The sequence below is a fragment of the Nocardia sp. BMG51109 genome, assembly GCF_000526215.1.
GTDB lineage: Bacteria > Actinomycetota > Actinomycetes > Mycobacteriales > Mycobacteriaceae > Nocardia.
Window position 1 is genome coordinate 8,444,373 of the sequence record NZ_JAFQ01000004.1, and the last position, 22,735, is coordinate 8,467,107.

A 22,735-nucleotide genomic window follows, 5' to 3' on the forward strand; every position below is an offset into this window, starting at 1 on the left:
CCGCACGCCTCCCGCAACACCGCGGCCTGCCTCCGGCCCAGGGGATTCCGACCGCCTACCCGCCGAAATGACGAATACCGGCGAGCACCGGCCGCCTGACATCGATCGCCGGACGACGAATACCCGGCGATCAGTGCATGATCGGCCCATGATCGGGCTCAGTGGAGTCGGGCCGTCCCCGAACTCAGGTCGATATCCACCCGGCCCGGCGCGCCGTCGCCCGGACTCTCGCGATGCATGAGCACCGATTGGCGTTCCTCGAACTTGTGCCGCTCGGCCGAGTTGAACAGCGCGGCGAACTGCTCGAAGCCGATGGCCGCGGCACCGTTCCCATCCTGGTCGCGCATCCACGGCAACGCCGCGCGGCCGGTCATCCTTCGGTAGGCCACCTCCGCGAAGGCGACCCCGATAATGAGCAGCGCCAAGCCGGGAATGGTCATCGCGACGATCACGCATCCAGATTACGCAGCGCATCCCGACACCGCACCGAGCCGAACGTCCCCGGCAACGTTTTCGGACTCGGTCGGCACGCGCCGCCGGCGCCCGCTCAGCGCAGCCCGGTCCCCCGCGCGAGCGCCGTCTCGACCAGATTCGCGACCAGGGCCTGGTTGTCGACCCCGGTGGCCTCCCACATGCGGGGGAACATCGAGATCGCCGTCATGCCGGGGATGGTGTTGATCTCGTTGACCACCGGGCCGGCGTCGGTGACGAAGAAGTCGACGCGGGCCAGGCCCTGGCAGTCCAGCGCCCGGAACGCCCGCACGGCCAGCTCTCGGACCTGTTGGGCCACATCGTCGTTCAGCTTGGCCGGGATATCGAATTCGCACACGTCGTCGAGGTATTTGGTGTCGAAGTCGTAGAAGCCGTTCGCGTCTCCGTCGCCGGGCATCCGGATCTCCGCCACCACACTGGCTTCCACGCGGCCGTCCGGGAATTCCAGGACGCCGCACTCGACCTCGCGGCCCACCACCGCCGCCTCCACGATCACCTTCGGATCGTGGCGCCGCGCCGCGCCGATGGCGTCGCCGAGTTCGGCCCAGTCGGACACCCTGGTGATGCCGATGGACGAGCCGCCCCGCGCGGGCTTCACGAAGACCGGCAGCCCCAGGCGCTCCCGATCCGCCTCGGCCACGCTCGCGACGCCCGGCCGCAGCACCACGTGCTCGCCGACCGGAAGCCCCTCGGCCGCCAGGAGTTTCTTCATGAACTCCTTGTCCATACCGGTGGCGCTGGCCAATACGCCGGGCCCGACGTAGGGCAGGCCCGCCAGCTCCAGCAGACCCTGCACGGTGCCGTCCTCACCGAACGGGCCGTGCAGCACCGGGAACACGACATCGACCGCACCCGGACCGGAATCGTCACCGAGCGCCAGCAGATTGCCCGCCCGGGTCGGATCGGCCGCCAGCACCAGCTCGGTGCCGGCCGAATCCACCGCGGGCAGCGTCCGATCGGCGATGGCCAGCTCGCGCGCGTCCGAACCACCCAGCACCCAGGTGCCCTCGCGGGTGATGCCCACCGGCACCGCCTCGAACCGCGCGGGGTTCAGATTGCGCAGCACGAATCCGGCCGACACACACGACACGGCGTGCTCGTTGCTGCGCCCGCCGAACACGACCGCGACCCTGATCCGGCCACCGTCGGTACGGCCGGATTCGGCGGCGGCGGCGAATGTCACCGGTAAGGACTGCGCGCCCGTCGCCTTCGCATCGCTCATAAAGCGAACCGTACCCGGACCGGCCGCCCGTCAATCATTCCGGTTTCATCCGGCGCCCGAGCAATTGGCCGACGGCCTCGGCCACCGACAGGCCCTCGTGACACACCTGATGCACCGCGGCGGTCAGCGGCATCTCGACCCCGTGCCGTTCGGCCAGCGCCCGGATCGAGGTGCACGACTTGACGCCCTCGGCGACCTGACCGTGCGTGGCCTCCTGCGCGGCCGCCATCGAACCGCCCGCACCCAGCACGTGCCCGAACGACCGGTTGCGCGACAGCTCCGAGGTACAGGTGGCCACCAGATCGCCGACCCCGGCCAGCCCGGCCAGCGTCACCGGATTGGCCCCCAGCGCCACCCCCAGCCGGATGATCTCGGCGAGCCCGCGGGTGATCAGGCTGGCGATCGAGTTGTCCCCCAACCCCATTCCCGAGGCGATGCCGCAGGCCAGGGCGATGACGTTCTTGGTGGCGCCGCCGATCTCGCAGCCGACCACATCGGTGTTGGTGTAGGGCCGGAAATAGCCGGTGGCGCAGGCGTGCTGCACGGCCTCGGCGCGCGCGGCGTCGGTGCACGCCACCACGGACGCGGCCGGCTGCTGCGCGGCGATCTCGCGCGCCAGGTTGGGGCCCGACAGCACGGCGATGCGGCTGGTCGCGGCGCCGGTCACCGTCGCGATCACCTCGCTCATCCGCAGCAGCGTGCCGGTCTCGATGCCCTTGGCCAGGCTCAGCAGGGTCGCGTCGGCGGCGATGGCGTCACGCCAGATCTCCAGGTTGGCGCGCAGCGACTGCGAGGGCACGGCCAGCGCCACCGTGTCGGCGCCGTCGAGCGCAGCCCGGTAGTCGTCGGTGGCCGCGATGCCCGGCAGTTCGACATCGGGCAGGTAGACCGGGTTGCGATGCTCGGTGGCCAGGGCCTTGGCCACCTCGGGCCGTCGGGCCCACACCGTCACCTCGGTGCCCGCGTCGTTCAACACCTTCGCGAACGCGGTGCCCCACGACCCCGCGCCCATCACTGCCGCCCTAGTCATGCAGTCAATATGCCATCCGGGCACCACCTCCGCGCCGGATCGATGGTCACCGACACGCCCGGCCACCGGGCGCCGGGGCCGCCGAATCGCCATTCCTGCCGGGCGTTTGCCGCCGCACGGCCCGGGCCCGCGCACCGCGCTCGGCGGGACCGCCAGTAGCACCCGTCCGACCGTACGGTTCGACTTTCCGGCATGACCTTCACCACTGCGCCGCGCGTGGGACGATTGGCACATGCGTCCGGATAGCGTCCACGCCGTGATCGCGGTCAAGAATCTCGATCGGGCCAAGAGCCGACTCGCCGACCGGTTGCCGCCCGGCCACCGCTCGCGGCTGGTGCTCGCCATGCTGTCGGACACCGTGACCGCCGCGGCGGCGGCCGGCCTGGGCTCGGTGACGGTGGTGACGCCCGATCCGGAGGTCGCCGCGACGGTCCGGGCGCTCGGCGCCGCCGTCCACCCCGATCCGGTCGGTAGCATCGATGCCGACCACGCACCTACGAACGGTGACCCGTCCTGCAGCGAGGCGGGCGCCGCGGACCACGGGCTCAACGCCGCGCTCACCGCCGGCGCGGCCGCGCTCCGCGATCGGCACGGCGCGGTCGATCTGCTTGCGCTACAGGCGGATCTGCCCGCACTGTGCCCCGGCGAGCTGTCCGACATGCTGGCCACCGCTCCCGCCGGCCGCGCGATCGTCGCCGATCACTCGGGCCGCGGCACCGCGGCACTGCTCGTGCGCGACGGCCGCGCCCCGCTGGCGCCGTTGTTCGGCGAGGAGTCGGCCCGCCGCCACATCGACTCGGGCGCAAAGGATCTGACCGGTGACTGGCCGGGCCTGCGGCTGGACGTCGACACCGCGGCGGACCTGCACCGGGCCGCGGAGCTCGGGGTGGGGCCGGCGACCGCCGCCGTATTGCGGGCCATCGGATGGCCCGAACCTGTTCACCGAGATCTCATGCGGAGGTATGCGGCGAATCACATGTGTGCTGGATGATCGCCAGAACGGCGTCACACGTTGTCGAAACGGCGGTGTCGCACGCGGCGCCGCTCGACCGGTAAGGAATGATCGTGACCGTGAGTGAACCGGAAACTGTCCAGCAGCAACAGCCCCGACTGCCGGCAGCTCCGCCGGCGGCCACACCGCCGCCCACCGCCACCGCGACGCCGCAGTTGCCCGCCGATCGCTACCTCAACCGGGAGCTGAGCTGGCTGGACTTCAACGCCCGCGTGATGGCGCTCGGCGAGGACACCTCGGAGCCGTTGCTCGAACGCGCCAAGTTCCTCGCCATTTTCGCCTCGAACCTCGACGAGTTCTACATGGTCCGGGTCGCCGGGCTCAAGCGCCGCGCCGAGGCCGGGTTGTCCGTGCGCTCGGCCGACGGGCTGACTCCCACCGAACAGCTCGAGCTGATCGCCAAGCGCACCCAGGACCTGGCGGCGCGGCACGCCCGGGTGTTCCTCGACCAGGTGCGCCCGGCGCTGCTGGACGAGGGCATCGCCATCATCGGCTGGTCGGATCTGGATGCCGACGAGCGGCGGCGGCTGTCGGGGTACTTCCAGGACCAGGTCTTCCCGGTGCTCACCCCGCTGGCGGTCGATCCGGCCCACCCGTTCCCCTACATCAGCGGGCTGAGCCTCAATCTCGCTGTCACCGTGCGCGATTCCGACACCGGCGGCGAGCACTTCGCGCGGGTGAAGGTGCCCGACAACGTCGATCGGTTCGTGCGGGTGCGCCGCAGCACCGCCGAGGGCGCGGCGGCCAGGCTCGCGGCCTTCCTGCCGATGGAGGACCTGATCGCCGCGCACCTCGATCAGCTGTTCCCGGGAATGGATGTGGTGGAACATCATTCGTTCCGCATCACGCGCAACGCCGACTTCGAGGTGGACGAGGACCGCGACGAGGATCTGCTGCAGGCGCTCGAGCGCGAGCTGGCGCGGCGGCGCTTCGGTTCGCCGGTGCGCCTGGAGGTCTCCGACGATATGACCGAGCACATGCTCGATCTGCTGCTGCGCGAGCTGGACGTCGATCCCGCCGACGTGATCCAGGTGCCGGGCCTGCTGGACCTGTCCTGCCTGTGGCAGGTGTACGGGGCGGACCGGCCGCAGCTCAAGGACGCACCCTACGTCCCGGCGACGCCCTCGGCATTCGGCGAAAGGGAGACGCCCCGAAACGTTTTCGCCGCGCTGCGCGAGGCCGATGTGCTGGTGCACCACCCCTACGACTCGTTCTCCACCAGCGTGCAGCGGTTCATCGAACAGGCCGCTGCCGACCCGAAGGTGCTCGCGATCAAGCAGACGCTGTACCGCACCTCGGGCGACTCCCCCATCGTCAATGCCCTCATCGACGCGGCCGAGGCCGGTAAGCAGGTGGTGGCGCTCGTGGAGATCAAGGCCCGGTTCGACGAGCAGGCCAACATCAAGTGGGCGCGCCAGCTGGAACAGGCCGGCGTGCACGTCGTCTACGGCCTCATCGGCCTCAAGACGCACTGCAAGACCTGCCTGGTGGTGCGGCGCGAGGGCGCCACCATCCGCCGCTACTGCCACATCGGCACCGGCAACTACAACCCGAAGACGGCGCGGTTGTACGAGGATGTCGGATTGCTCACCGCCGCACCGGAAATCGGCGCCGACCTCACCGACCTGTTCAACTCGCTGACCGGGTACTCGCGCAAGGCCCACTACCGCAACCTGCTGGTCGCCCCGTCCAGCGTGCGCTCCGGGATCGTCGAGCGCATCCACCGCGAGACCGAGCTGGCCCGCCAGGGCCGACCGGCCCGAATCCGGTTGAAGGCCAACGCGATCGTCGACGAGCAGATCATCGACGCCCTCTACCTGGCCTCGCAGGCCGGTGTGCCGGTGCAGATCGTGGTGCGCGGCATCTGCGGGCTGCGCCCCGGCGTGACCGGCATGAGCGAGCATATCGAGGTGCGCTCGATTCTCGGTCGCTTCCTGGAACATTCGCGAATTCTGCACTTCCGGGCGCAGGACGAGTTCTGGATCGGCAGCGCCGACATGATGCACCGCAACCTGGACCGCCGCGTGGAGGTCATGGCCCAGGTGCGCGACCGCAAGCTGTGCGAACAGCTGGAGGAGATGTTCGACTCGGCGCTGCATCCCTCGACCCGCTGCTGGGTGCTCGAGCCCGACGGCGGCTGGCAGGCCCAGCCCGATTCGGGCCTCGACGGCGAACAGGTTCGCGACCACCAGGAGTTCATGATGCGGTTACGGCGACCGGACCAGCAGTGAGTCGTTCGATGACACGGGATTCCGAGGACACCGGGTTCTCCGATCCCCCTGTCAAGGCCAATATCTTCGCCGCCGGCGCCGTGCTGTGGCGGCGCGCGACGGGCGGCGGCGCGATCGAGGTGGCGCTGGTGCACCGCCCGAAGTACAACGACTGGTCGCTGCCGAAGGGCAAGATCGATCCCGGCGAGACACCGATGGTCACGGCGGTGCGGGAGGTGGCCGAGGAGACCGGCCTGGACTGCCACCTGGGCCGCTATCTCGGCTATGTGACCTATCCGGTCACCGGCCATCGCAAACTCAAGCGGGTGGACTACTGGTCCGCCACGGTCACCGGCGGCGAGTTCGCCCCCAACGCGGAGGTGAACCAGTTGCGCTGGCATCCGGTCGACAGCGTGATGGACGAGTTGTCGTATCCGATGGACCGCTCCATGGTGCGCAATTTCCTGCGGCTGCCGCCCGACACCAGCACGCTGCTGCTGGTGCGGCACGGCAAGGCGGGCCGTCGCAGCCGTTTCAAGGGTCCCGACGACGAACGCCCGCTCGAGTCGGCGGGCCGCGACCAGGCCCGGATACTTGCCCCGAGTCTGCTGGCATTCGGTGCCACCGAGGTGTACTCGGCGCCACCGCTGCGCTGTGTGCAGACCGTGGACCCGTTGGCGGAGTCCCTCGGCGTGCCGATCGGCCGGGAATCGCTGCTGTCCGAAACCGGTTATGCCGCAGCCCCGGACGCCGCCCTGGACCGCGTCCGGGAACTGGCTTCCACCCCGGTCACGCGGGTGATCTGCAGTCAGGGCAAGGTGATTCCGCCGCTGCTGCAACAGTGGGCCGAAATCGACGGTGTCACACTCCCTCCCGCGCGCAATCGCAAGGGAAGCGTCTGGGCGCTGTCGGTTGCCGGCGGGCGGCTGCTGGCGGCCGACCACCTGGACCGGGCGCTGCGGGTGCGCAGCCACACCGAATAGCCGCCCGGGACAGCGGGTTCCGCGGGCGCCCGCCGACAACCCCTCTGGCGCAACCGAACCGCAGACACGGCACCACCGAACCGCAGACACGAAGCGGCCCCGGCCTGCAGGGCCGGGGCCGCTTTCGCGTGGTGCGTCGGTCGACGCCGTCAGCGCCGCGTGGTCCGCTTCGTGGCGGTCCGCTTGGCGGCGCTCTTCTTCGCCGGCGCCTTCTTGGCCGCGGTCTTCTTGGCCGTGGCCTTGGCCGCCGTCTTCTTGGCCGGGGCCTTCTTGGCGGCGGTCTTCTTCGCCGTCGTCTTCTTGGCCACCGTCTTCTTGGCGGCGGGGGCCTTCTTCGCGGTCGTCTTCTTGGCGACCGTCTTCTTGGCCGGGGCCTTCTTGGCGGCGGTCTTCTTCGCCGTCGTCTTCTTGGCGGCGGTCTTCTTCGCCGTCGTCTTCTTGGCCGCGGTCTTCTTGGCGGCCGTCTTCTTGGCCGCACCCGACACCGGCGCTGCGACACCACGTTTCACGGCCGGACCGGCCGCGGCGATCTTCTGCTTGCCCGCGATGATCGCCTTGAACTGCGCACCCGGCCGGAAAGCCGGCACCGAAGTGGGCTTCACCTTGACGGTTTCGCCGGTACGGGGGTTACGCGCCACCCGTGCCGCCCGCTTACGCTGTTCGAACACACCGAATCCGGTGATGGTGACACTCTGACCCTTGTTCACCGCGCGCACGATCGTGTCGACAATCTGCTCGACTGCCGCAGTGGCCGTGCGCCTGTCAGTACCCAACTTTTCGGTCAGAACGTCGATCAGTTCCGCCTTGTTCATTGAATCCTCCGCAGACTAATGGCCCGTCGTCGGACCGACTAGGTACCACGGTAAACCCTCAATGGGCAAGAGTCTATGTGCCACGCCAAATTTCATGTGGCGTGGCACACGCGCAGCAACCGTGATTGGTAGCTCCCAGCTAACACCCGGGACTGTTTACGCCTGCGAAATAGCGTCCGGAATGGTCGTCGGTTTCCAAGCCGGCCTTGCCTTTTCGAAGGCGTCGATGGCGTCTTCCCGCCGGAGTGTCAGGCCGATGTCGTCCAGACCCTCGAGCAGCCGCCACCTGGTGTAGTCGTCAATATCGAAGGGCAACACGGCGGTTCCGGCGGTCACCGTGCGCGCCTCGAGGTCCACGATCAATTCCAGGCCGGGACGTTCCTCGAGCAACTTCCAGAGCAATTCGACATCGTGTTGTGACATCTGGGCCGCCACCAGGCCGCCCTTACCGGCGTTGCCTCGGAAGATGTCGGCGAAGCGGGCGGAGATCACGACCCGGAAGCCGTAGTCCATGAGCGCCCAAACCGCATGCTCTCGTGAGGAACCCGTGCCGAAATCCGGACCTGCGACCAGGACAGACCCCCGGTTGTAGGGCTCGGTGTTCAGAATGAAGGCCGGATCCGAGCGCCAGGCCGAGAACAGGCCGTCCTCGAATCCGGTTCGGCTGACCCGCTTCAGATAGACCGCGGGGATGATCTGGTCGGTGTCGACGTTGGATCGGCGCAGCGGCACGCCGATCCCCTTGTGTACCTTGAACGGTTCCATGGGTTCTCCTCCAAAGTCTGTGTAAATCGGCCGATCAGTTCAGATCCGCAGGTGAGGACAGCGTTCCGCGCACCGCCGTGGCCGCGGCGACCAGCGGCGAAACCAGGTGCGTACGGCCGCCTTTGCCCTGCCTGCCCTCGAAGTTGCGGTTGGATGTCGAGGCGCATCGCTGACCGGGGGAAAGTTGATCGGGATTCATGCCCAGGCACATCGAGCAGCCGGCCTGCCGCCATTCCGCGCCGGCCGCGGTGAAAATCTCGCCCAGCCCCTCGGATTCGGCCTGTGCGCGCACCCGCATCGAGCCCGGAACGATCATCAGGCGCACGCCCTCGGCCACCTTGCGACCGTCCAATACCCCGGCCACGGCGCGCAGATCCTCGATCCGCCCATTGGTGCACGAGCCCACGAATACGGTGTCGACCCGGACCGCGCGAAGCGGAGTTCCGGGCTCCAAATCCATGTATCGCAGTGCCTTCTCGGCGGATTCTCGCGCGGTTTCGTCGACGATATCGTCCGGATTCGGCACGGAATCGCCCAGCGGCGCCCCCTGCCCCGGATTGGTTCCCCAGGTGACGAACGGGGTCAGCGTCGAGGCGTCGATATGCACCTCGGCGTCGAATTCGGCGCCCTCGTCGGTCTTCAGCGCCTCCCACGCCGCCACCGCCGCATCCCAGTCCGCGCCCTGCGGTGCGTGCGGGCGGCCCTGCAGGAAGGCGTAGGTGACCTCGTCGGGGGCGACCATGCCCGCCCGGGCGCCGGCCTCGATGGACATGTTGCACATCGTCATCCGCGCCTCCATGGACATGGCGCGCACGGCCTCGCCCCGGTACTCCAGCACATACCCCTGGCCGCCGCCGGTGCCGATCCTCGCTATCACCGCCAGGATCACGTCCTTGCTCGTGACGCCCGGCGGCAGCTGCCCGTCGATATTGATCGCCATGGTCTTGAACGGCCTCAGCGACAGCGTCTGGGTGGCCAGCACGTGCTCGACCTCGCTGGTGCCGATGCCCATCGCGATCGCGCCGAACGCGCCGTGCGTGGAGGTGTGCGAATCGCCGCACACCACGGTCATCCCCGGCTGGGTCAGGCCCAGCTGCGGGCCGACCACGTGCGCGATGCCCTGCTCGATATCGCCCATCGGGTACAGCCGGACCCCGAACTCGGCGCAGTTGCGCCGCAGCGTCTCGACCTGGGTGCGGGAAACCGGGTCCGCGATCGGCTGGTCGATGTCCACGGTCGGGACGTTGTGGTCCTCGGTGGCGATGGTGAGGTCGGTCCGGCGGACCGGACGGCCGGCCGCGCGCAGGCCGTCGAAGGCCTGCGGACTGGTCACCTCGTGCACCAGGTGCAGGTCGATGTAGAGGAGATCGGGTTCGCGCGCGTCGCCCTCTCCCTCGCCGTACGCGACGACGTGCTGGTCCCAGACCTTCTCCGCCAGGGTGCGTGGCCGATCGGCCATCTCTGCTCACCTTTCGCTCGATGCTCCGCGCCGAATATGGGCTGACGGCGCGGCTACGGTTGGCGCGTCCCGGACTGTGGCGATCTCGCGATGTGGATGTCTCCCGATCCGGAGATCCTCGCGATGGGGCGGTCCGAGGGGAGATCCGATTTGGAGATCTCAGTATGCGAGACGCTAATATCGTTCTATGAGACAGCATAGCGGCATCGGAGTGCTCGACAAAGCCATGGCCGTGCTCTACGCGGCGGCCGAGCAGCCGTGCGGCCTCAACGAGCTGTGCACCCGCACCGGACTGCCCCGCGCCACCGCGCACCGGCTGGCGGTGGGCCTGGAGGTGCACCGGATGCTCACCCGGGACGCCAACGGCCTGTGGCGGCCCGGTCCGGCCCTGTCGGAGCTGGGCACCACCGCCGCCGACCCGCTGCTGGACGCCGCCAACGCGGTACTGCCGCGGCTGCGCGAGATCACCGGCGAGAGCGTGCAGCTCTACCGGCTGGACGGCCACTCGCGGGTCTGCGTCGCCGCGCTGGAACCGACCTCGGGCCTGCGCGACACCGTGCCGGTGGGCGCGCGCCTGCCGCTGTCCGCGGGTTCCGCGGCCAAGGTACTCCTGGCCTGGGCGGACGCCGAGCTGCAGCACGGCGTGCTGAACGACGCCGTCTTCGGCGAGCGGGCGCTGGCCGAGGTGCGCCGCCGCGGCTGGGCGCAGAGCGCCGCCGAGCGGGCGGCCGGCGTGGCCAGCGTCTCCGCGCCCGTGCGCGACTCGTCCGGCGCGGTGGTGGCCGCGGTGTCCGTCTCGGGCCCGATCGATCGGATGGGCCGCCGCCCCGGGGCGCGCTGGGCCGCCGATCTGGTCGCCGCGGCCGACGCCCTGCACAAGCGCCTGTAGCGGCGCCTCGTCCGCCGCGGCGCACTGTGACGTCGGCCATACGCCGTAAAGTACAGTCGGCCCATGGGAGCTAATCAACGTGCGCAGATCGTGATGTCCGACGCGGAGATCACCGAGTTCCTCACCGACAGCCGCATCATCACGCTGGCCACCCTGGGCCGCGCCGGCCTGCCGCACCTCACCGCCATGTGGTACGGGCTGGTCGACGGGGAGATCTGGTTCGAGACCAAGGCCAAATCGCAGAAGGCGGTCAACATCCGCCGCGATCCGCGGGTCACGGTGCTGGTGGAGGCCGGCGACACCTACGACCAGTTGCGCGGGGTCTCCATCGAGGGCCGCGCCGAGATCGTCGACGATGCCGAGGCGCTGTTCCGGGTGGGGGTCAGCGTGTGGGAGCGCTACACCGGCCCGTACAGCGAGGAGGCCCGCCCGATGGTGGAGGCGATGCTGAACAAGCGGACCGCGATCCGGGTGGTCCCCGAGCGCACCCGCAGCTGGGACCACCGCAAACTGGGCCTACCCGAGATGCCGCCGGGCGGCAGCACCTGGCCCCCACAGAACTGAGCCCCACCCTCTCGTCGTTCCGGCCCACTTCCCCTCGTCATCCGGCCTGCCGACCGTCGTCATCCCGGCATGCTTGTGACCAGAATCCACCGTGAGATCCCGGCCGACGCACACCGCGACGACAAGAAGACCGACCCACAGGCACGACAAGGACACCGAGCACCCGGCACGACGAGAGGACCGAGCACCGCCTCGAACGAGGGCGCCGACCACCACCTCACGCCACCACAGGATGGGGGGTCCGGGGGGCGAAGCCCCGCCGGGCAGGGGCTTGGGGGCCGCGCCCCCAAAAGACATAGCGAAACGAAAAAGGCCCATGCCCCATGGGCATGGGCCTCTCATTCGTGTAGCCCCGACGGGATTCGAACCCGCGCTACCGCCTTGAGAGGGCGGCGTCCTAGGCCGCTAGACGACGGGGCCAGGTGGATGTACTCCGAAGACGTACTCCGCTGGGGTACCAGGACTCGAACCTAGAATGGCTGAACCAGAATCAGCTGTGTTGCCAATTACACCATACCCCAATGACCTGGGCTTTCAGCCGCCTCCCCGGCCGGGAGGCGGCCTCGTTCCGGGCCGGGTGAAAGATTACCAAACCCTCACCGGAAAACTACAAATCAGCTGGTCAGACCGGCTGCCGCGGCCCGCAGCCGGGACATGGTGACCGCCCGGCCCAGCAACTCCAGCGACTCGTACAGCGGCGGGCTGATGTGCGAACCCGTCACCGCGACCCGCACCGGCCCGAATGCCTTGCGCGGTTTCAGGCCCAGATCGTCCACCAGCGCCGTTTTCAGCGCCTCTTCGAGGGCAGCCGCCGACCATTCCGCAACGCCGTCCAGAGCGGCGTCGGCGGCCGCCAACACCGGGGCGGCGTCAGGGCCGAGATTCTTTTGTGCCGCGGCCGGATCGACCGTGAACTCCTCGGCCGGGACGAACAGGAACTTCAGCAGTTCCCAGGCATCGCCGAGTACCACGATCCGGGTCTGCACCAACGCGGCCGCGGTCTCGAAAAGCTTCTCGTCCACTTCCGCGCCGATGTGCCCCTGCGCGGTCAGGTACTCGCGCAGCCGGTGGGCGAAATCGCCCGGCTCCAGCAAACGAATGTGCTCGGCGTTGATCGCGTCGGCCTTCTTCTGGTCGAAGCGCGCCGGATTCGAATTTACTTTCGATATGTCGAACGCCTCGACCATCTCCGCCATCGAGAAGACGTCGCGGTCGTCCGCGAGGCTCCAACCCAGCAAAGCGAGGTAATTCAGCAAACCCTCAGGGATGAATCCTCGGTCGCGGTGGACGAACAGATTGGACTCCGGATCGCGCTTGGACAACTTCTTGTTGCCCTGCCCCCGGACGAGCGGCAGATGCCCGAATTGCGGAGTGAACTCGGCCACCCCGATCCGCCGCAATGCCTCGTACAGCGCGATCTGCCGCGGAGTGGACGAGAGCAGGTCCTCACCGCGCAACACGTGGGTGATCTTCATCAGGGCGTCGTCGAGCGGGTTGACCAGCGTGTACAGCGGCTCACCGGTGCCCCGGGTGAGCGCGAAATCGGGCACCGCCCCGGCCTCGAAGGTGGTTTCGCCGCGCACCAGATCGTGCCAGCCGATGGCCTTGTCGGGCATGCGCAACCGGACCACCGCCGGGCGGCCCTCGGCCTTGTACGCGGCGATCCGCTCCGCCGTCAGGTCGCGATCGAAGTTGTCGTAGCCCAGCTTCGGATCGCGTCCGGCGGCACGATGACGGGCCTCGACTTCCTCTGGCGTGGAGAAGGATTCGTAGGCCTCCCCGGCCTCCAGCAAACGCCGCACCGCGTCGAGATGAAGGTCGCGCCGCAGCGACTGCCGGTACGGCTCGTACGGTCCGCCGACCTCCGGACCCTCGTCCCAGGTGAGCCCGAGCCAGCGCAGCGCGTCCAGCAGCGCGCCGTAGGATTCCTCGGAATCGCGTGCGGCATCGGTATCTTCGATGCGGAACACGAAGCTGCCGCCGTGGTGGCGGGCGTACGCCCAGTTGAACAGCGCCGACCGGATCAGGCCGACATGCGGCGTGCCGGTCGGCGACGGGCAGAAGCGGACCCGTACGTCAGACATCTTCCTTCTCTCGATCAACGTTTGGCGGCAACGGGATTGGTGAGGGTGCCGATGCCCTCGACCGTTACGGAGACGGATTGCCCATCCTTCATCGGCCCTACACCTTCCGGTGTGCCCGTGAGGATCACGTCACCCGGCAGCAGCGTCATCACCGTGCTGACCCATTCGATCAGCTTCGGAATATCGTGCAGCAGAAGTGAAGTGCGGCTGCGCTGGCGGACGTCGCCGTCCAGCTCGGTGCTGATCTCCAGGTCGGCCGGGTCGACGGCGGTGTCGATCCACGGGCCCAGCGGGCAGAAGGTGTCGTAGCCCTTGCCGCGCGTCCACTGGCCGTCGTGCCGCTGCTGGTCGCGGGCGGTCACGTCGTTGGCGACGGTGTAGCCCAGGATCACCTCACGGGCGCGGGCGGCGGGCACGTCCTTGCACGGGCGGCCGATCACGACGGCCAGTTCGCCCTCGTAATCGACCTGAGACGAACTCGGCGGCAGCACAATTGGGACATTCGGCCCAACGATGGCGGTGTTGGGCTTGAGGAAGATCACCGGATCCGCGGGCGCCTCACCGCCCATCTCCTGGACATGGCCGGCGTAGTTCTTGCCGACGCACACCACCTTGCTGGCGAGGATCGGGGCCAGCAGCCGCACGTCGGCGAGCGGCCAGCTGCGGCCGGTGAACGTCGGTGTTCCGAACGGATGTTCGGCGATTTCCTTGGCGGTGCTCTCGTCGGCGCTCGATCCCTCGATGCTGACGAACGCGACCCCATCCGGACTGGCAACTCGACCTAGGCGCATGACTCGACAGTCTATCCATCTGGTGATATACGCCGGACCGGGTGGTCTGCACGGGGCCCGGGCAGGTGTTCCGGGGCGGCGAATCCGGCCCGGGGCCGGGGTGTACCGTGAGGGTCATGTTCACAGGGTAGGAACATATTCCCAATATATGAGAAGCAGAGGTGAGGGTATGACCGCCGCGGCCCAGATACACGCGACCCGCCGGTGGATCATGCTCGCCCTCGGCGTCTTCGCGCAGAGCTCGAGCGCCGTCATCGTGCACGGCGCACCGTTCCTCCTGCCGGCCCTGACCGAACGCGGAATGCCCTTGGCAACAGCGGGTCTGCTGGTGGCGATGCCGACCGTGGGGCTGGTGTGCACCCTGATCGCGTGGGGGTACGCCGTGGACCGGGTCGGTGAGCGGACGGTCCTGGTCGCCGGACCGGTGGTGATGTGCGTGGCGGGCGTGGCGGCCACGATGGTCACCGGCTACGCGGCGCTCGGGGCGCTGCTGTTCGTCGCCGGCATGGGCGCCGGTTCCACGAACGGCGCCAGCGGGCGGGTCATCGTCGGCTGGTTCCCGCCGCATCAGCGCGGACTCGCGATGGGCATCCGGCAGACCGCGCAGCCGCTGGGCGTGGCGATCGGCGCGCTCACCATCCCGGCCGTCGCTGCGGCGCACGGGTTTTCCACCGCGATCCTGGTACCGGCGGTGATGGCGGGCGTGGCCGCGGTGGGGTGCGGGTTCGGAATCATCGACCCGCCGCGTCCGTCGGCGGCCGGCAATACGCACCCGGACAATCCGTACCGCGGCGACACCACCCTGTGGCGCATTCACGCCGTCTCTGTGCTGCTGGTGATTCCGCAGGCGACGGTGTGGACGTTCGCGCTGCTGTGGTTGCATCGCGATGCCGGGCTGTCGCTGCCGGTGGCGGGTGCGGTGGTCACCGGCACCCAGCTGCTGGGCGCCGCGGGCCGGATCGGCGCCGGGGTCTGGTCGGACCGGGTGGGCAGCCGGCTGCGCCCGCTGCGCACGGTCGCCGTCGCGGCGGCAATCTCGATGTGTGCCTTGGCGATCGCGTCCTGGCTGCACTGGTGGTGGGCGGCGCTCCCGATCCTGGCGGTGGCCTCGATCGTCACCGTCGCCGACAACGGCCTGGCCTTCACCGCCGTCGCCGAGATCGCCGGCCCCTACTGGAGCGGCCGCGGCCTGGGCATCCAGAACACCGGCCAGAACCTGGCCTCCGCCGCCATCGCCCCCGTCTTCGGCGCCCTGATCACCGCCGCCGGCTTCCCCACCACCTACCTGGTCACGGCCGTAATCGCCACCGCCGCAATCCCCTTGGTCCCCCTCGCCCGCCACGGGAGAACAACCATTTCCTGACCGCTGGTTGAATACCCAGGGGTAGTTGGAATTTCGCCATCCTCACGATGGGACCCGATACGAACAGCATTCGTCCAGACCGCTGGACACGGCCGGAGGACATCGACCCGACCGGTCAGTGACCGAGGAGTTCGGCAGGATCGAAAGTGACAGGAAATACAGTGTCCGCCTTCACATCTGCCCTGAACTCCGATCCGGCCGCAACAATGGGCTCACACTTGTACGACGAGCCATCCAGCACGAACCTGTGAACGCGTACGTCAGGACGCTGCTCTACGAGCCAGTACTGCGGGATTCCCAGCGCAGCGTACTCGTGGACCTTCCGAACTCGATCGGTACGCTCGCTTGCGCTGCCGGGTGACACCACCTCGACGGCAAGCAGCAACTCCGTACCGGGAATCAGCTTCGGCATCTCCTCAGCGAGAAGCGCGTGCGCCAGATCTGTCGACACCACAACGACATCCGGTTTCCGCACACCGCTCGGGGTACTCACTTCCCACTCGCCCCCATCGAGTGCCACAACCAAACCGTCGCCGGCGGCTTCGACGATGCGCGCCAGACGCCGAGCGATCCAGTTGTGTCGATACCCCGCCGCCACCTCGATCAACCACCCGTCCTCGAGCTCGAAACCCTTGCCATCTTCCGGAAGATCATGCAGATCGAGGACTGTGTACGGCCCGAAGTCAGCGATACAGGGCACCTTTTCCGCTGTCATGCCGCCTCCAGTTCGATAAGACACACAGACGAGGCCACCCGACGGATGTAGTCCTCACACTAGACACATTAGACGTTAGTGCACCCATCGGGCGCAGGTCTTCACCCCTGGCTCAGACGGGAACATCCTGCAAAGACTCTGCCGACGCGGCCGCATCTCCCTGGAATCGGCAGCTCACACCGCGCCCGCGATGCGTTCGCCGATCTCCACCGTGGACGCCGGGCCGGTGCGGGAGGCGAGGTCCTTGGCGATGGCGGATTCGATGCGGGTGGCCTCTTCGGGCTTGCCGAGGTGGGTGAGCAGCAACGACAGCGAGAGGATGGCGGCGGTGGGGTCGGCCTTGGACTGGCCGGCGATATCGGGGGCGCTGCCGTGTACGGGCTCGAACATGCTCGGGTTGGTGCCGGAGGCGTCGATATTGCCGGAGGCGGCCAGGCCGATGCCGCCCGAGACCGCGGCGGCCAGGTCGGTGATGATGTCGCCGAACAGGTTGTCGGTGACGATCACGTCGAAGCGGCCCGGGTCGTTGACCATGTGGATGGTGGCGGCGTCGATGTGCTGGTAGGCGACCTCGATATCGGGGAACTCGGCGCCGACCTCGGTCACGGTGCGCTGCCACAGCGCGCCGGCGAAGCTCAGCACGTTGGTCTTGTGCACCAGGGTCAAATGACGACGCCTCCGCTGTGCTTTATCAAAGGCGTAGCGCACCACGCGCTCGATGCCGAACCGGGTGTTGGTGCTGACCTCGGTGGCGACCTCGTGCGGCGTCTCCACCCGGATGGCGCCGCCGGTGCCGGTGTAGGGCCCCTCGGTGCCCTCGCGCACGACCACGAAGTCGATATCCGGATCGCCCGACAGCGGGCTGGTCACGCCGGGAAACAGCTTGGAGGGCCGCAGGTTCACGTGATGGTCGAGCGCGAAGCGCGTGCGCAGCAGCAGGCCCCGCTCCAGCACCCCGCTCGGCACCGACGGATCGCCGATCGCGCCCAGCAGGATCGCGTCGTGCTGTTTCAGCTCGGGCAGCACCGAATCCGGCAGCACCTCACCGGTCGCGTGGTATCGCTTGGCACCGAGGTCGTAGTGCGTCTTCTCGACGCCCGGGACGACCGCGTCGAGCACCTTCAGCGCCTCGGCGATGACCTCGGGACCGATACCGTCACCCGGGATGACAGCCAGCTTCATGTGACCAAAGCTCCATTCGTTCGTGCGCCTGCCCGACGCCTGCCCAAGCACCGCCACCCTATCCGGCATCCCGATCACCCTGTTCACCAGGGCAAGCCGGTCTCGCATAGTGGATTCGCGGCCCGCGGACGACTGATGAGCCCCGAAAAGCACTGCGCGCGGACCCCGGTGCGGGATCCGCGCGCAGCGACGACGGGCAGGGTCAGCTCAGGTCGACCTGGGCCACCTTGGCGGCGCCGACGGTCTCGGCGATCGCGGCCTGCACGTCGGCGGGGACTTCCTTGTTGATACGTAGTACTACTGTCGCGCCTTCCTGATCGACATCCTGGCTCAGCTGTGCGGCCTGGATGTCGACCCCGGCCTCGCCCAGCTTGGTGCCGATCCGGCCCAGCGCGCCGGGGCGGTCCTCGTAGTTCAGCACCGCCAGGTTCAGGCCCTCGGCGCGCATGTCGTAGTTGCGGCCGTTGATGTTGACGATCTTCTGCACCTGCCGCGGCTCGGTCAGGGTGCCGGCCACATTGCGGGTGCGGCCGTCGCCGAACACCGCGCGCAGGTCGACCAGGCTGCGATGCGACGGGCTCTCCGAGACCGTGGTGACCGACGCGTCGATGCCGCGGTCACGGGCCAGCTGCGGCGCGTTGACGAACGTGACCGGGTCCTCGACCAGCGCCGAGAAGATGCCGCGCAGCGCGGAAAGTTCCAGCACCGCAACGTCTTCGCTGGACAGCTCGCCGCGCACCACGACCTCCAGGCTCACCGGCAGCTCGTTGGCCAGGGCGCCCAGCAGCACACCCTGCTTGCGCACGATCTCCAGCCACGGCGCGACCTCCTCGCCGACCGTGCCGCCGGTGACGTTCACCGCACCGGGCACGAATTCGCCGGCCAGCGCGAGCAGCACCGACTTGGCGACGTCGGTACCGGCCCGGTCCTGCGCCTCGGCCGTCGACGCGCCCAGGTGCGGGGTGACGACGACCTGCGGCAGCTCGAACAGCGGGCTGTCGGTGCACGGTTCGGTCTCGTACACGTCGATGCCGGCACCGCGGACGTGGCCGGAGGTGATGGCGTCGGCGAGGGCCTGCTCGTCGATGAGCCCGCCGCGGGCGGCGTTCACGATGATGACGCCCTGCTTGGTCAGCGCCAGCTTCTCCTTCGACAGCAGGCCCTTGGTCTCCGGGGTCTTCGGCAGGTGCACCGAGATCAGGTCGGCGCGCCGCAACAGCTCGTCCAGCGACACCAGCTCGATGCCCAGCTGCGCGGCGCGCGCGGCCGAGACGTAGGGGTCGTAAGCGATGATCTTGGTCTCGAACGCGGCCAGCCGCGCCGCGAACAGCTGCCCGATCCGGCCCAGGCCGACCACGCCGACGGTCTTGCCGAAGATCTCGACACCGGTGAACTTGCTGCGCTTCCAGGTGTGCTCGCGCAGCGTGGCGTCGGCCGCGGGGATCTGGCGGGCGGCGGCGAGCAGCAGCGTGACGGCGTGCTCGGCGGCGGTGTGGATGTTGGAGGTCGGCGCGTTGACGACCATGACGCCGCGCTCGGTGGCCGCGGGGACCTCGACGTTGTCCAGGCCGACGCCGGCGCGGGCGACGATCTTCAGATTCTTCCCGGCCTCGAGCACCTCGGCGTCGACGGTCGTGGCCGAACGCACCAGCAGCGCGTCCGCCTCCGGCACGGCGGCCAGGAGCTCGGCTCGGTTGGGGCCGTCGACCCAGCGAACCTCGACACCGTCACCGAGCGCATCGACGGTCGACTGGGCGAGCTTGTCGGCGATGAGAACAACAGGACGGCCATGTTGGCTCACTGTGGGGCACTCCTGAGAAAAGTGGGATCGGCATTTACCGCGGCCCAGCTTAATGGCCCCGGTTCGAGCGCGGGGTACCGGCCGGTAGTCATGCGTCCCGGCTATCCGGCAAGCACCCCGCCGAACCGCTCGTCCTCCGACCCGCGCATGGCGTACACCCGGGCGAGGAAGTCACGGTGCGCCCGCAACGTCGAATCGAGCAGTTCGCGCCAGGTCCGGCGGTCGATCCGGGCGTCGCTGTCCAGCGACGACAGCGAGGCCGGATGCAGCTTGTCGATGTGGTCGACGATGAACGTCAGCCGCCGGCGCGGGAACTGGGTACCGATGCTCGGGTTGTCGTCGAGGAAGGTGTCGAGCGCGTACAGGTAGTTGACGGCGCGGTTGTACTCCTCGTCGGTGAGGTGGTAGTCCATCCGCTTGATCTCCACGATCCACAGCTCGCCGGCGTCGTGCAGCAGCACGAAATCCGGTTCGCGCTTCTCGCTGCCGATCGAGGACGTGATCAGGGTGACCCCGAACTTCTGCGCGTACCAGCGCTCGAAGCTGGCCCGCACGCGCTTGAGCGATTCGTTCATCCCGAGCGGCGTCCACTCCGGGGCCAGCAGCCACGGCGCCCGCTCGATCAGCTCCTGGAACGGCCGCTCCAGCGAGCGGCGGTCGTCGATCAGCGTGCTCAGCCGGTCCACCACGGCGACCCGCTCGCTGGCGATCTGGCCCAGCGAGTAGATCTCGGCCACCCGGGCCCGCTCGAACAGCGCCACCACCACGTCCAGCTGCGGATCGGCGTCGTCGGCGATCTCCTTCAACGTCTCCAGCAGGCTGCGCTGCGGGCCCAGCGACAGCGCCAGCCGCACAATGCTTTCCACATATCCGGCCTCTTCCAGGGCGGCACGGTCCTTGTTCGCCACCAGGATTCGGGCGGCATCGACCACCGCGTCCCGAAACATGCTGTCGCCGGGGGCGATCGATTCCAGCACGTCGTACAGGCGGGACTTCTCCACGAACTCGGTCCAGACCCGCCGCCGGATCGACCGCTCGCCCCTCCGGCCGATCTGCTTGATCAGATCGTGGCCCCAGACGGCCAGCGCCGCGCCGCGGGGCGAATTCCACATGATGTCCTGGCGGTCGGAGCGGACCAGGTCCTCGTCCTCGTCGAGCCAGTCCACGTGGATGGCCCCGACCAGGTACGAGCGCAACTTGAACTCGCCGGTGAACCGGTCGGAGATGCCGAAGTCCCGGGTCTGCGCGACGATCTTGCCACGCGCGTAGATCCGCACGCCGGCCATCGCCTCGTCCCGGTAGGGGTGCTTGGAGTAGGCGATCCACCCCGACACCGGCAGCGTCTGGCGGCCGAGGCGGACGGGCCTGCGCACCACGTCGACCCGGGTCTCCTCCATCACGTCGATCGGCAGATCGCTGAGGATGAAGCTCTCCCCGGCGACCAGGCCGTTGTGCACCTCGACCCGCCAGTCCGGGCGTTCGATGCCGAATCGCGCCGCCAGCTGCCGATTCAGCTCCGGCCCCGAGTTCACCCGCTTGCGGATGAAGTCCCGCAGGATGACCGTGGTGCCCCGGTCCGGGCTCGTAGTGCCGTCGCGCGCACCGATCTTCGGGTAGTAGTCGCTCTCGGTGTCGGAGAGCATGTCGTAGAGATCCATCACGATGTGCGACACCGGCCAGCCCTCGGCCGCACGGTCGCCGGGCCCGCTGCCCGCGGAGATCACCTCGATGGTCCGGCAGATGCCGAAGGCCGCCAGCTTCCCGATCCCCTTGCGCCCCATGACCGGTCGCCCGCGTTCGCGGGACAGATCCGAGCCGGTGCGCTGCCGGCGATCCGAGCCGACCATCAGATAGTGCTCGTTCACCTCGGCGGCGGTCATGCCGTGGCCGTTGTCGGTGACGACGATCTCGAACTGCGGTTCCTCGGCGGCCCGCACGGTGCCCGCCAGCGTGACGCCCCAGGGCAGGGTCACTGCCACCTCGGTGGCGTCGGCGTCGTAGGAGTTGGCGATGAGTTCGGCCAGAACCGCCGAAACTCGGTCGTAGAGTTTGATTCCCAGTTTGTCGATGGCCAGCCGACTGATCCGCATCGTGTACTTGTGACCGGCCTGCACGTCGCTGTACATGGTTCGGGTTCTCCCGGTCCCCGTCGGGCAGCCGCCGTTCAGCTACCGCTGCCACCATCGTTCACGGCCCTATCGACCAGGGGCTGAACGGAAAACGACCAGGTCGTCACGACCAGGTCCCGGTGTTTGCTGCCAGTCTCGGAACGGTTACCGACCGGTCCCGACCCGGAGACGCACAAGGGCCCCGCACCGAAAAGGTGCCGGGCCCTTGGAAAGTCGTGGATCAGATCACGCGATCACGCGGACGCCCTGGGCCTGCGGGCCCTTCTGGCCCTGGCCGATCTCGAACTCCACACGCTGACCTTCATCGAGGGAACGGAAGCCCGTCCCGGCCACAGCCGAGTAGTGCACGAACACGTCGGGACCACCGTTGTCCTGCGCGATGAACCCGAAGCCCTTCTCGCTGTTGAACCACTTCACTACGCCTTGCGCCATTTCATACCTTCTGTTGACGAGCCGAGCCGGCCAATCCATACGGCAGACCCGGTCTCAACAGTCCACACTGCCACGCGCGGTCGCGGATTCGCCACTGTGATCGCGCTCGGGCAGGGGGTTGCGGGTGGTCTGCTACCAATCTTGTTATCCCACAGTGATTATCGTAGTTATCGTACCGTTATAGCGCATCTTCGGGCTGGGCATGGATCAGGGCCGGCGACATACCATGCTCCGTACGATATGGGTCCGGCCCCGAACGGAGAACCGTCCGGGGCCGGACCCAGGGGCTGCTCACCCCGCCGTCGTACGAGGTCAGCCCCCGAACGAGCCGGTCCACAGGGTGTCGAGCAGGCCGTGGAAGGCCGAGCCGAACGTGTCGAACAGACCGCCCAGAGCGGCGCTACCGGTGTCGATGATAACGGGGATCATAGAATGTTTCTCCTTTACAAATCCCGGTCGAACTGGCTGACAACCGTTATATACGCCGCGGATAAATAGCCGTTAGCCGCATTAGCTGAAAAGTGACTCCCGCAACACCATTAGGGGAGTGTGGGCCAGGCCACACTACCGGTGCCGGAGCACGCGCACGCCCTTGGCCTCGGGTCCCGCCTTGGCGCGACGGATCTCGAACTCCACCCGCTCGCCCTCCGCCAGCGACCGGAAGCCCGAACCCTCGACCTCGGTGTAGTCGACGAAGACATCCGGGCCGCCGCCGTCGGCGGTGATGAAACCGAACCCCTTCTCACTGTCGAACCACTTGACCGTGCCGTGCGCCATCTCTCATACCTTCTCGCCTGCGA

20 protein-coding genes and 2 tRNA genes are annotated in these 22,735 nt (G+C 68.4%); 6 read left to right on the plus strand and 16 right to left on the minus strand.

Annotated features, from left to right (window positions below):
• Positions 1–158: 158 nt before the first annotated feature.
• The 3 genes from D892_RS0139505 to D892_RS0139515 all read right to left on the minus strand — a co-directional run bounded on the left by D892_RS0139505 (position 159) and on the right by D892_RS0139515 (position 2,744).
• Entirely contained in the window at positions 159–452 is a 294-nt protein-coding gene (locus tag D892_RS0139505) for a DUF6191 domain-containing protein (protein ID WP_024806532.1), read from the minus strand.
• Positions 453–547: 95 nt separating this feature from the next.
• A complete protein-coding gene (locus D892_RS0139510; protein WP_024806533.1) occupies positions 548–1,714 on the minus strand; it encodes a D-alanine--D-alanine ligase family protein in 1,167 nt (388 codons plus the stop codon).
• A gap of 34 nt (positions 1,715–1,748) precedes the next feature.
• Positions 1,749–2,744 (minus strand): NAD(P)H-dependent glycerol-3-phosphate dehydrogenase, encoded by a 996-nt coding sequence (locus tag D892_RS0139515; RefSeq protein WP_024806534.1) that lies wholly within the window; start codon positions 2,742–2,744, stop codon positions 1,749–1,751.
• Between the two features lie 232 nt (positions 2,745–2,976).
• On the opposite strand from D892_RS0139515, the gene cofC reads away from it, so the two are divergent.
• The 3 genes from cofC (at position 2,977) to D892_RS0139530 (ending at position 6,949) form a co-directional block, all read left to right on the plus strand.
• Positions 2,977–3,735, plus strand: a complete 759-nt coding sequence (cofC, locus tag D892_RS0139520; RefSeq protein ID WP_024806535.1) for a 2-phospho-L-lactate guanylyltransferase — start codon at positions 2,977–2,979, stop codon at positions 3,733–3,735.
• Positions 3,736–3,803: 68 nt separating this feature from the next.
• Complete coding sequence (locus tag D892_RS0139525; RefSeq protein WP_036567824.1) at positions 3,804–5,987, plus strand: RNA degradosome polyphosphate kinase; 2,184 nt, start codon at positions 3,804–3,806, stop codon at positions 5,985–5,987.
• Between the two features lie 8 nt (positions 5,988–5,995).
• Positions 5,996–6,949, plus strand: coding sequence for a bifunctional NUDIX hydrolase/histidine phosphatase family protein (locus D892_RS0139530; RefSeq protein WP_024806537.1), 954 nt, complete (start codon positions 5,996–5,998; stop codon positions 6,947–6,949).
• Between the two features lie 149 nt (positions 6,950–7,098).
• Here D892_RS0139530 and D892_RS0139535 read toward each other — a convergent pair whose 3' ends face one another.
• From D892_RS0139535 to leuC, 3 genes are all read right to left on the minus strand, one after another.
• Positions 7,099–7,761 (minus strand): HU family DNA-binding protein, encoded by a 663-nt coding sequence (locus D892_RS0139535; RefSeq protein WP_024806538.1) that lies wholly within the window; start codon positions 7,759–7,761, stop codon positions 7,099–7,101.
• Between the two features lie 156 nt (positions 7,762–7,917).
• A complete protein-coding gene (leuD, locus tag D892_RS0139540) occupies positions 7,918–8,526 on the minus strand; it encodes a 3-isopropylmalate dehydratase small subunit (RefSeq protein ID WP_024806539.1) in 609 nt (202 codons plus the stop codon).
• 34 nt (positions 8,527–8,560) lie between these two features.
• Entirely contained in the window at positions 8,561–9,985 is a 1,425-nt protein-coding gene (gene leuC / locus D892_RS0139545) for a 3-isopropylmalate dehydratase large subunit (RefSeq protein ID WP_024806540.1), read from the minus strand.
• A gap of 187 nt (positions 9,986–10,172) precedes the next feature.
• On the opposite strand from leuC, the gene D892_RS0139550 reads away from it, so the two are divergent.
• Together D892_RS0139550 and D892_RS0139555 are read left to right on the plus strand one after the other, a co-directional pair.
• A complete protein-coding gene (locus tag D892_RS0139550; RefSeq protein WP_024806541.1) occupies positions 10,173–10,874 on the plus strand; it encodes an IclR family transcriptional regulator in 702 nt (233 codons plus the stop codon).
• A gap of 63 nt (positions 10,875–10,937) precedes the next feature.
• Positions 10,938–11,438: a pyridoxamine 5'-phosphate oxidase family protein gene (locus tag D892_RS0139555; protein ID WP_024806542.1), complete on the plus strand. Its 501-nt coding sequence runs from the start codon at positions 10,938–10,940 to the stop codon at positions 11,436–11,438.
• Positions 11,439–11,785: 347 nt separating this feature from the next.
• Here the strand turns inward: D892_RS0139555 and D892_RS0139560 are convergent.
• The 4 genes from D892_RS0139560 to D892_RS0139575 all read right to left on the minus strand — a co-directional run bounded on the left by D892_RS0139560 (position 11,786) and on the right by D892_RS0139575 (position 14,313).
• A tRNA-Glu gene (locus D892_RS0139560) sits at positions 11,786–11,858 on the minus strand.
• 29 nt (positions 11,859–11,887) lie between these two features.
• Positions 11,888–11,959: transfer RNA gene (locus D892_RS0139565), tRNA-Gln, on the minus strand.
• Between the two features lie 93 nt (positions 11,960–12,052).
• Positions 12,053–13,522, minus strand: coding sequence for a glutamate--tRNA ligase (gltX, locus tag D892_RS0139570; protein ID WP_024806543.1), 1,470 nt, complete (start codon positions 13,520–13,522; stop codon positions 12,053–12,055).
• Positions 13,523–13,536: 14 nt separating this feature from the next.
• Entirely contained in the window at positions 13,537–14,313 is a 777-nt protein-coding gene (locus D892_RS0139575; protein ID WP_024806544.1) for a fumarylacetoacetate hydrolase family protein, read from the minus strand.
• A 169-nt stretch (positions 14,314–14,482) separates the two neighbouring features.
• On the opposite strand from D892_RS0139575, the gene D892_RS0139580 reads away from it, so the two are divergent.
• Complete coding sequence (locus D892_RS0139580) at positions 14,483–15,676, plus strand: MFS transporter (protein WP_024806545.1); 1,194 nt, start codon at positions 14,483–14,485, stop codon at positions 15,674–15,676.
• 115 nt (positions 15,677–15,791) lie between these two features.
• Here D892_RS0139580 and D892_RS0139585 read toward each other — a convergent pair whose 3' ends face one another.
• The 6 genes from D892_RS0139585 to D892_RS0139615 all read right to left on the minus strand — a co-directional run bounded on the left by D892_RS0139585 (position 15,792) and on the right by D892_RS0139615 (position 22,712).
• Positions 15,792–16,391, minus strand: coding sequence for a Uma2 family endonuclease (locus D892_RS0139585; protein ID WP_024806546.1), 600 nt, complete (start codon positions 16,389–16,391; stop codon positions 15,792–15,794).
• A 174-nt stretch (positions 16,392–16,565) separates the two neighbouring features.
• Complete coding sequence (locus D892_RS0139590; RefSeq protein WP_024806547.1) at positions 16,566–17,573, minus strand: 3-isopropylmalate dehydrogenase; 1,008 nt, start codon at positions 17,571–17,573, stop codon at positions 16,566–16,568.
• Between the two features lie 202 nt (positions 17,574–17,775).
• Positions 17,776–19,374 carry a phosphoglycerate dehydrogenase gene (gene serA, locus D892_RS0139595; RefSeq protein WP_024806548.1) on the minus strand — a complete coding sequence of 533 codons (1,599 nt, stop codon included), beginning with the start codon at positions 19,372–19,374 and terminating at the stop codon, positions 17,776–17,778.
• Positions 19,375–19,475: 101 nt separating this feature from the next.
• The gene (locus D892_RS0139600; RefSeq protein ID WP_063629994.1) at positions 19,476–21,500 is read right to left on the minus strand and encodes an ATP-binding protein; all 2,025 of its coding nucleotides are present in this window, start codon (positions 21,498–21,500) and stop codon (positions 19,476–19,478) included.
• A 228-nt stretch (positions 21,501–21,728) separates the two neighbouring features.
• The gene (locus tag D892_RS0139605; protein WP_024806550.1) at positions 21,729–21,935 is read right to left on the minus strand and encodes a cold-shock protein; all 207 of its coding nucleotides are present in this window, start codon (positions 21,933–21,935) and stop codon (positions 21,729–21,731) included.
• 564 nt (positions 21,936–22,499) lie between these two features.
• Positions 22,500–22,712 (minus strand): cold-shock protein, encoded by a 213-nt coding sequence (locus tag D892_RS0139615; RefSeq protein ID WP_024806551.1) that lies wholly within the window; start codon positions 22,710–22,712, stop codon positions 22,500–22,502.
• Positions 22,713–22,735 lie beyond the last annotated feature (23 nt).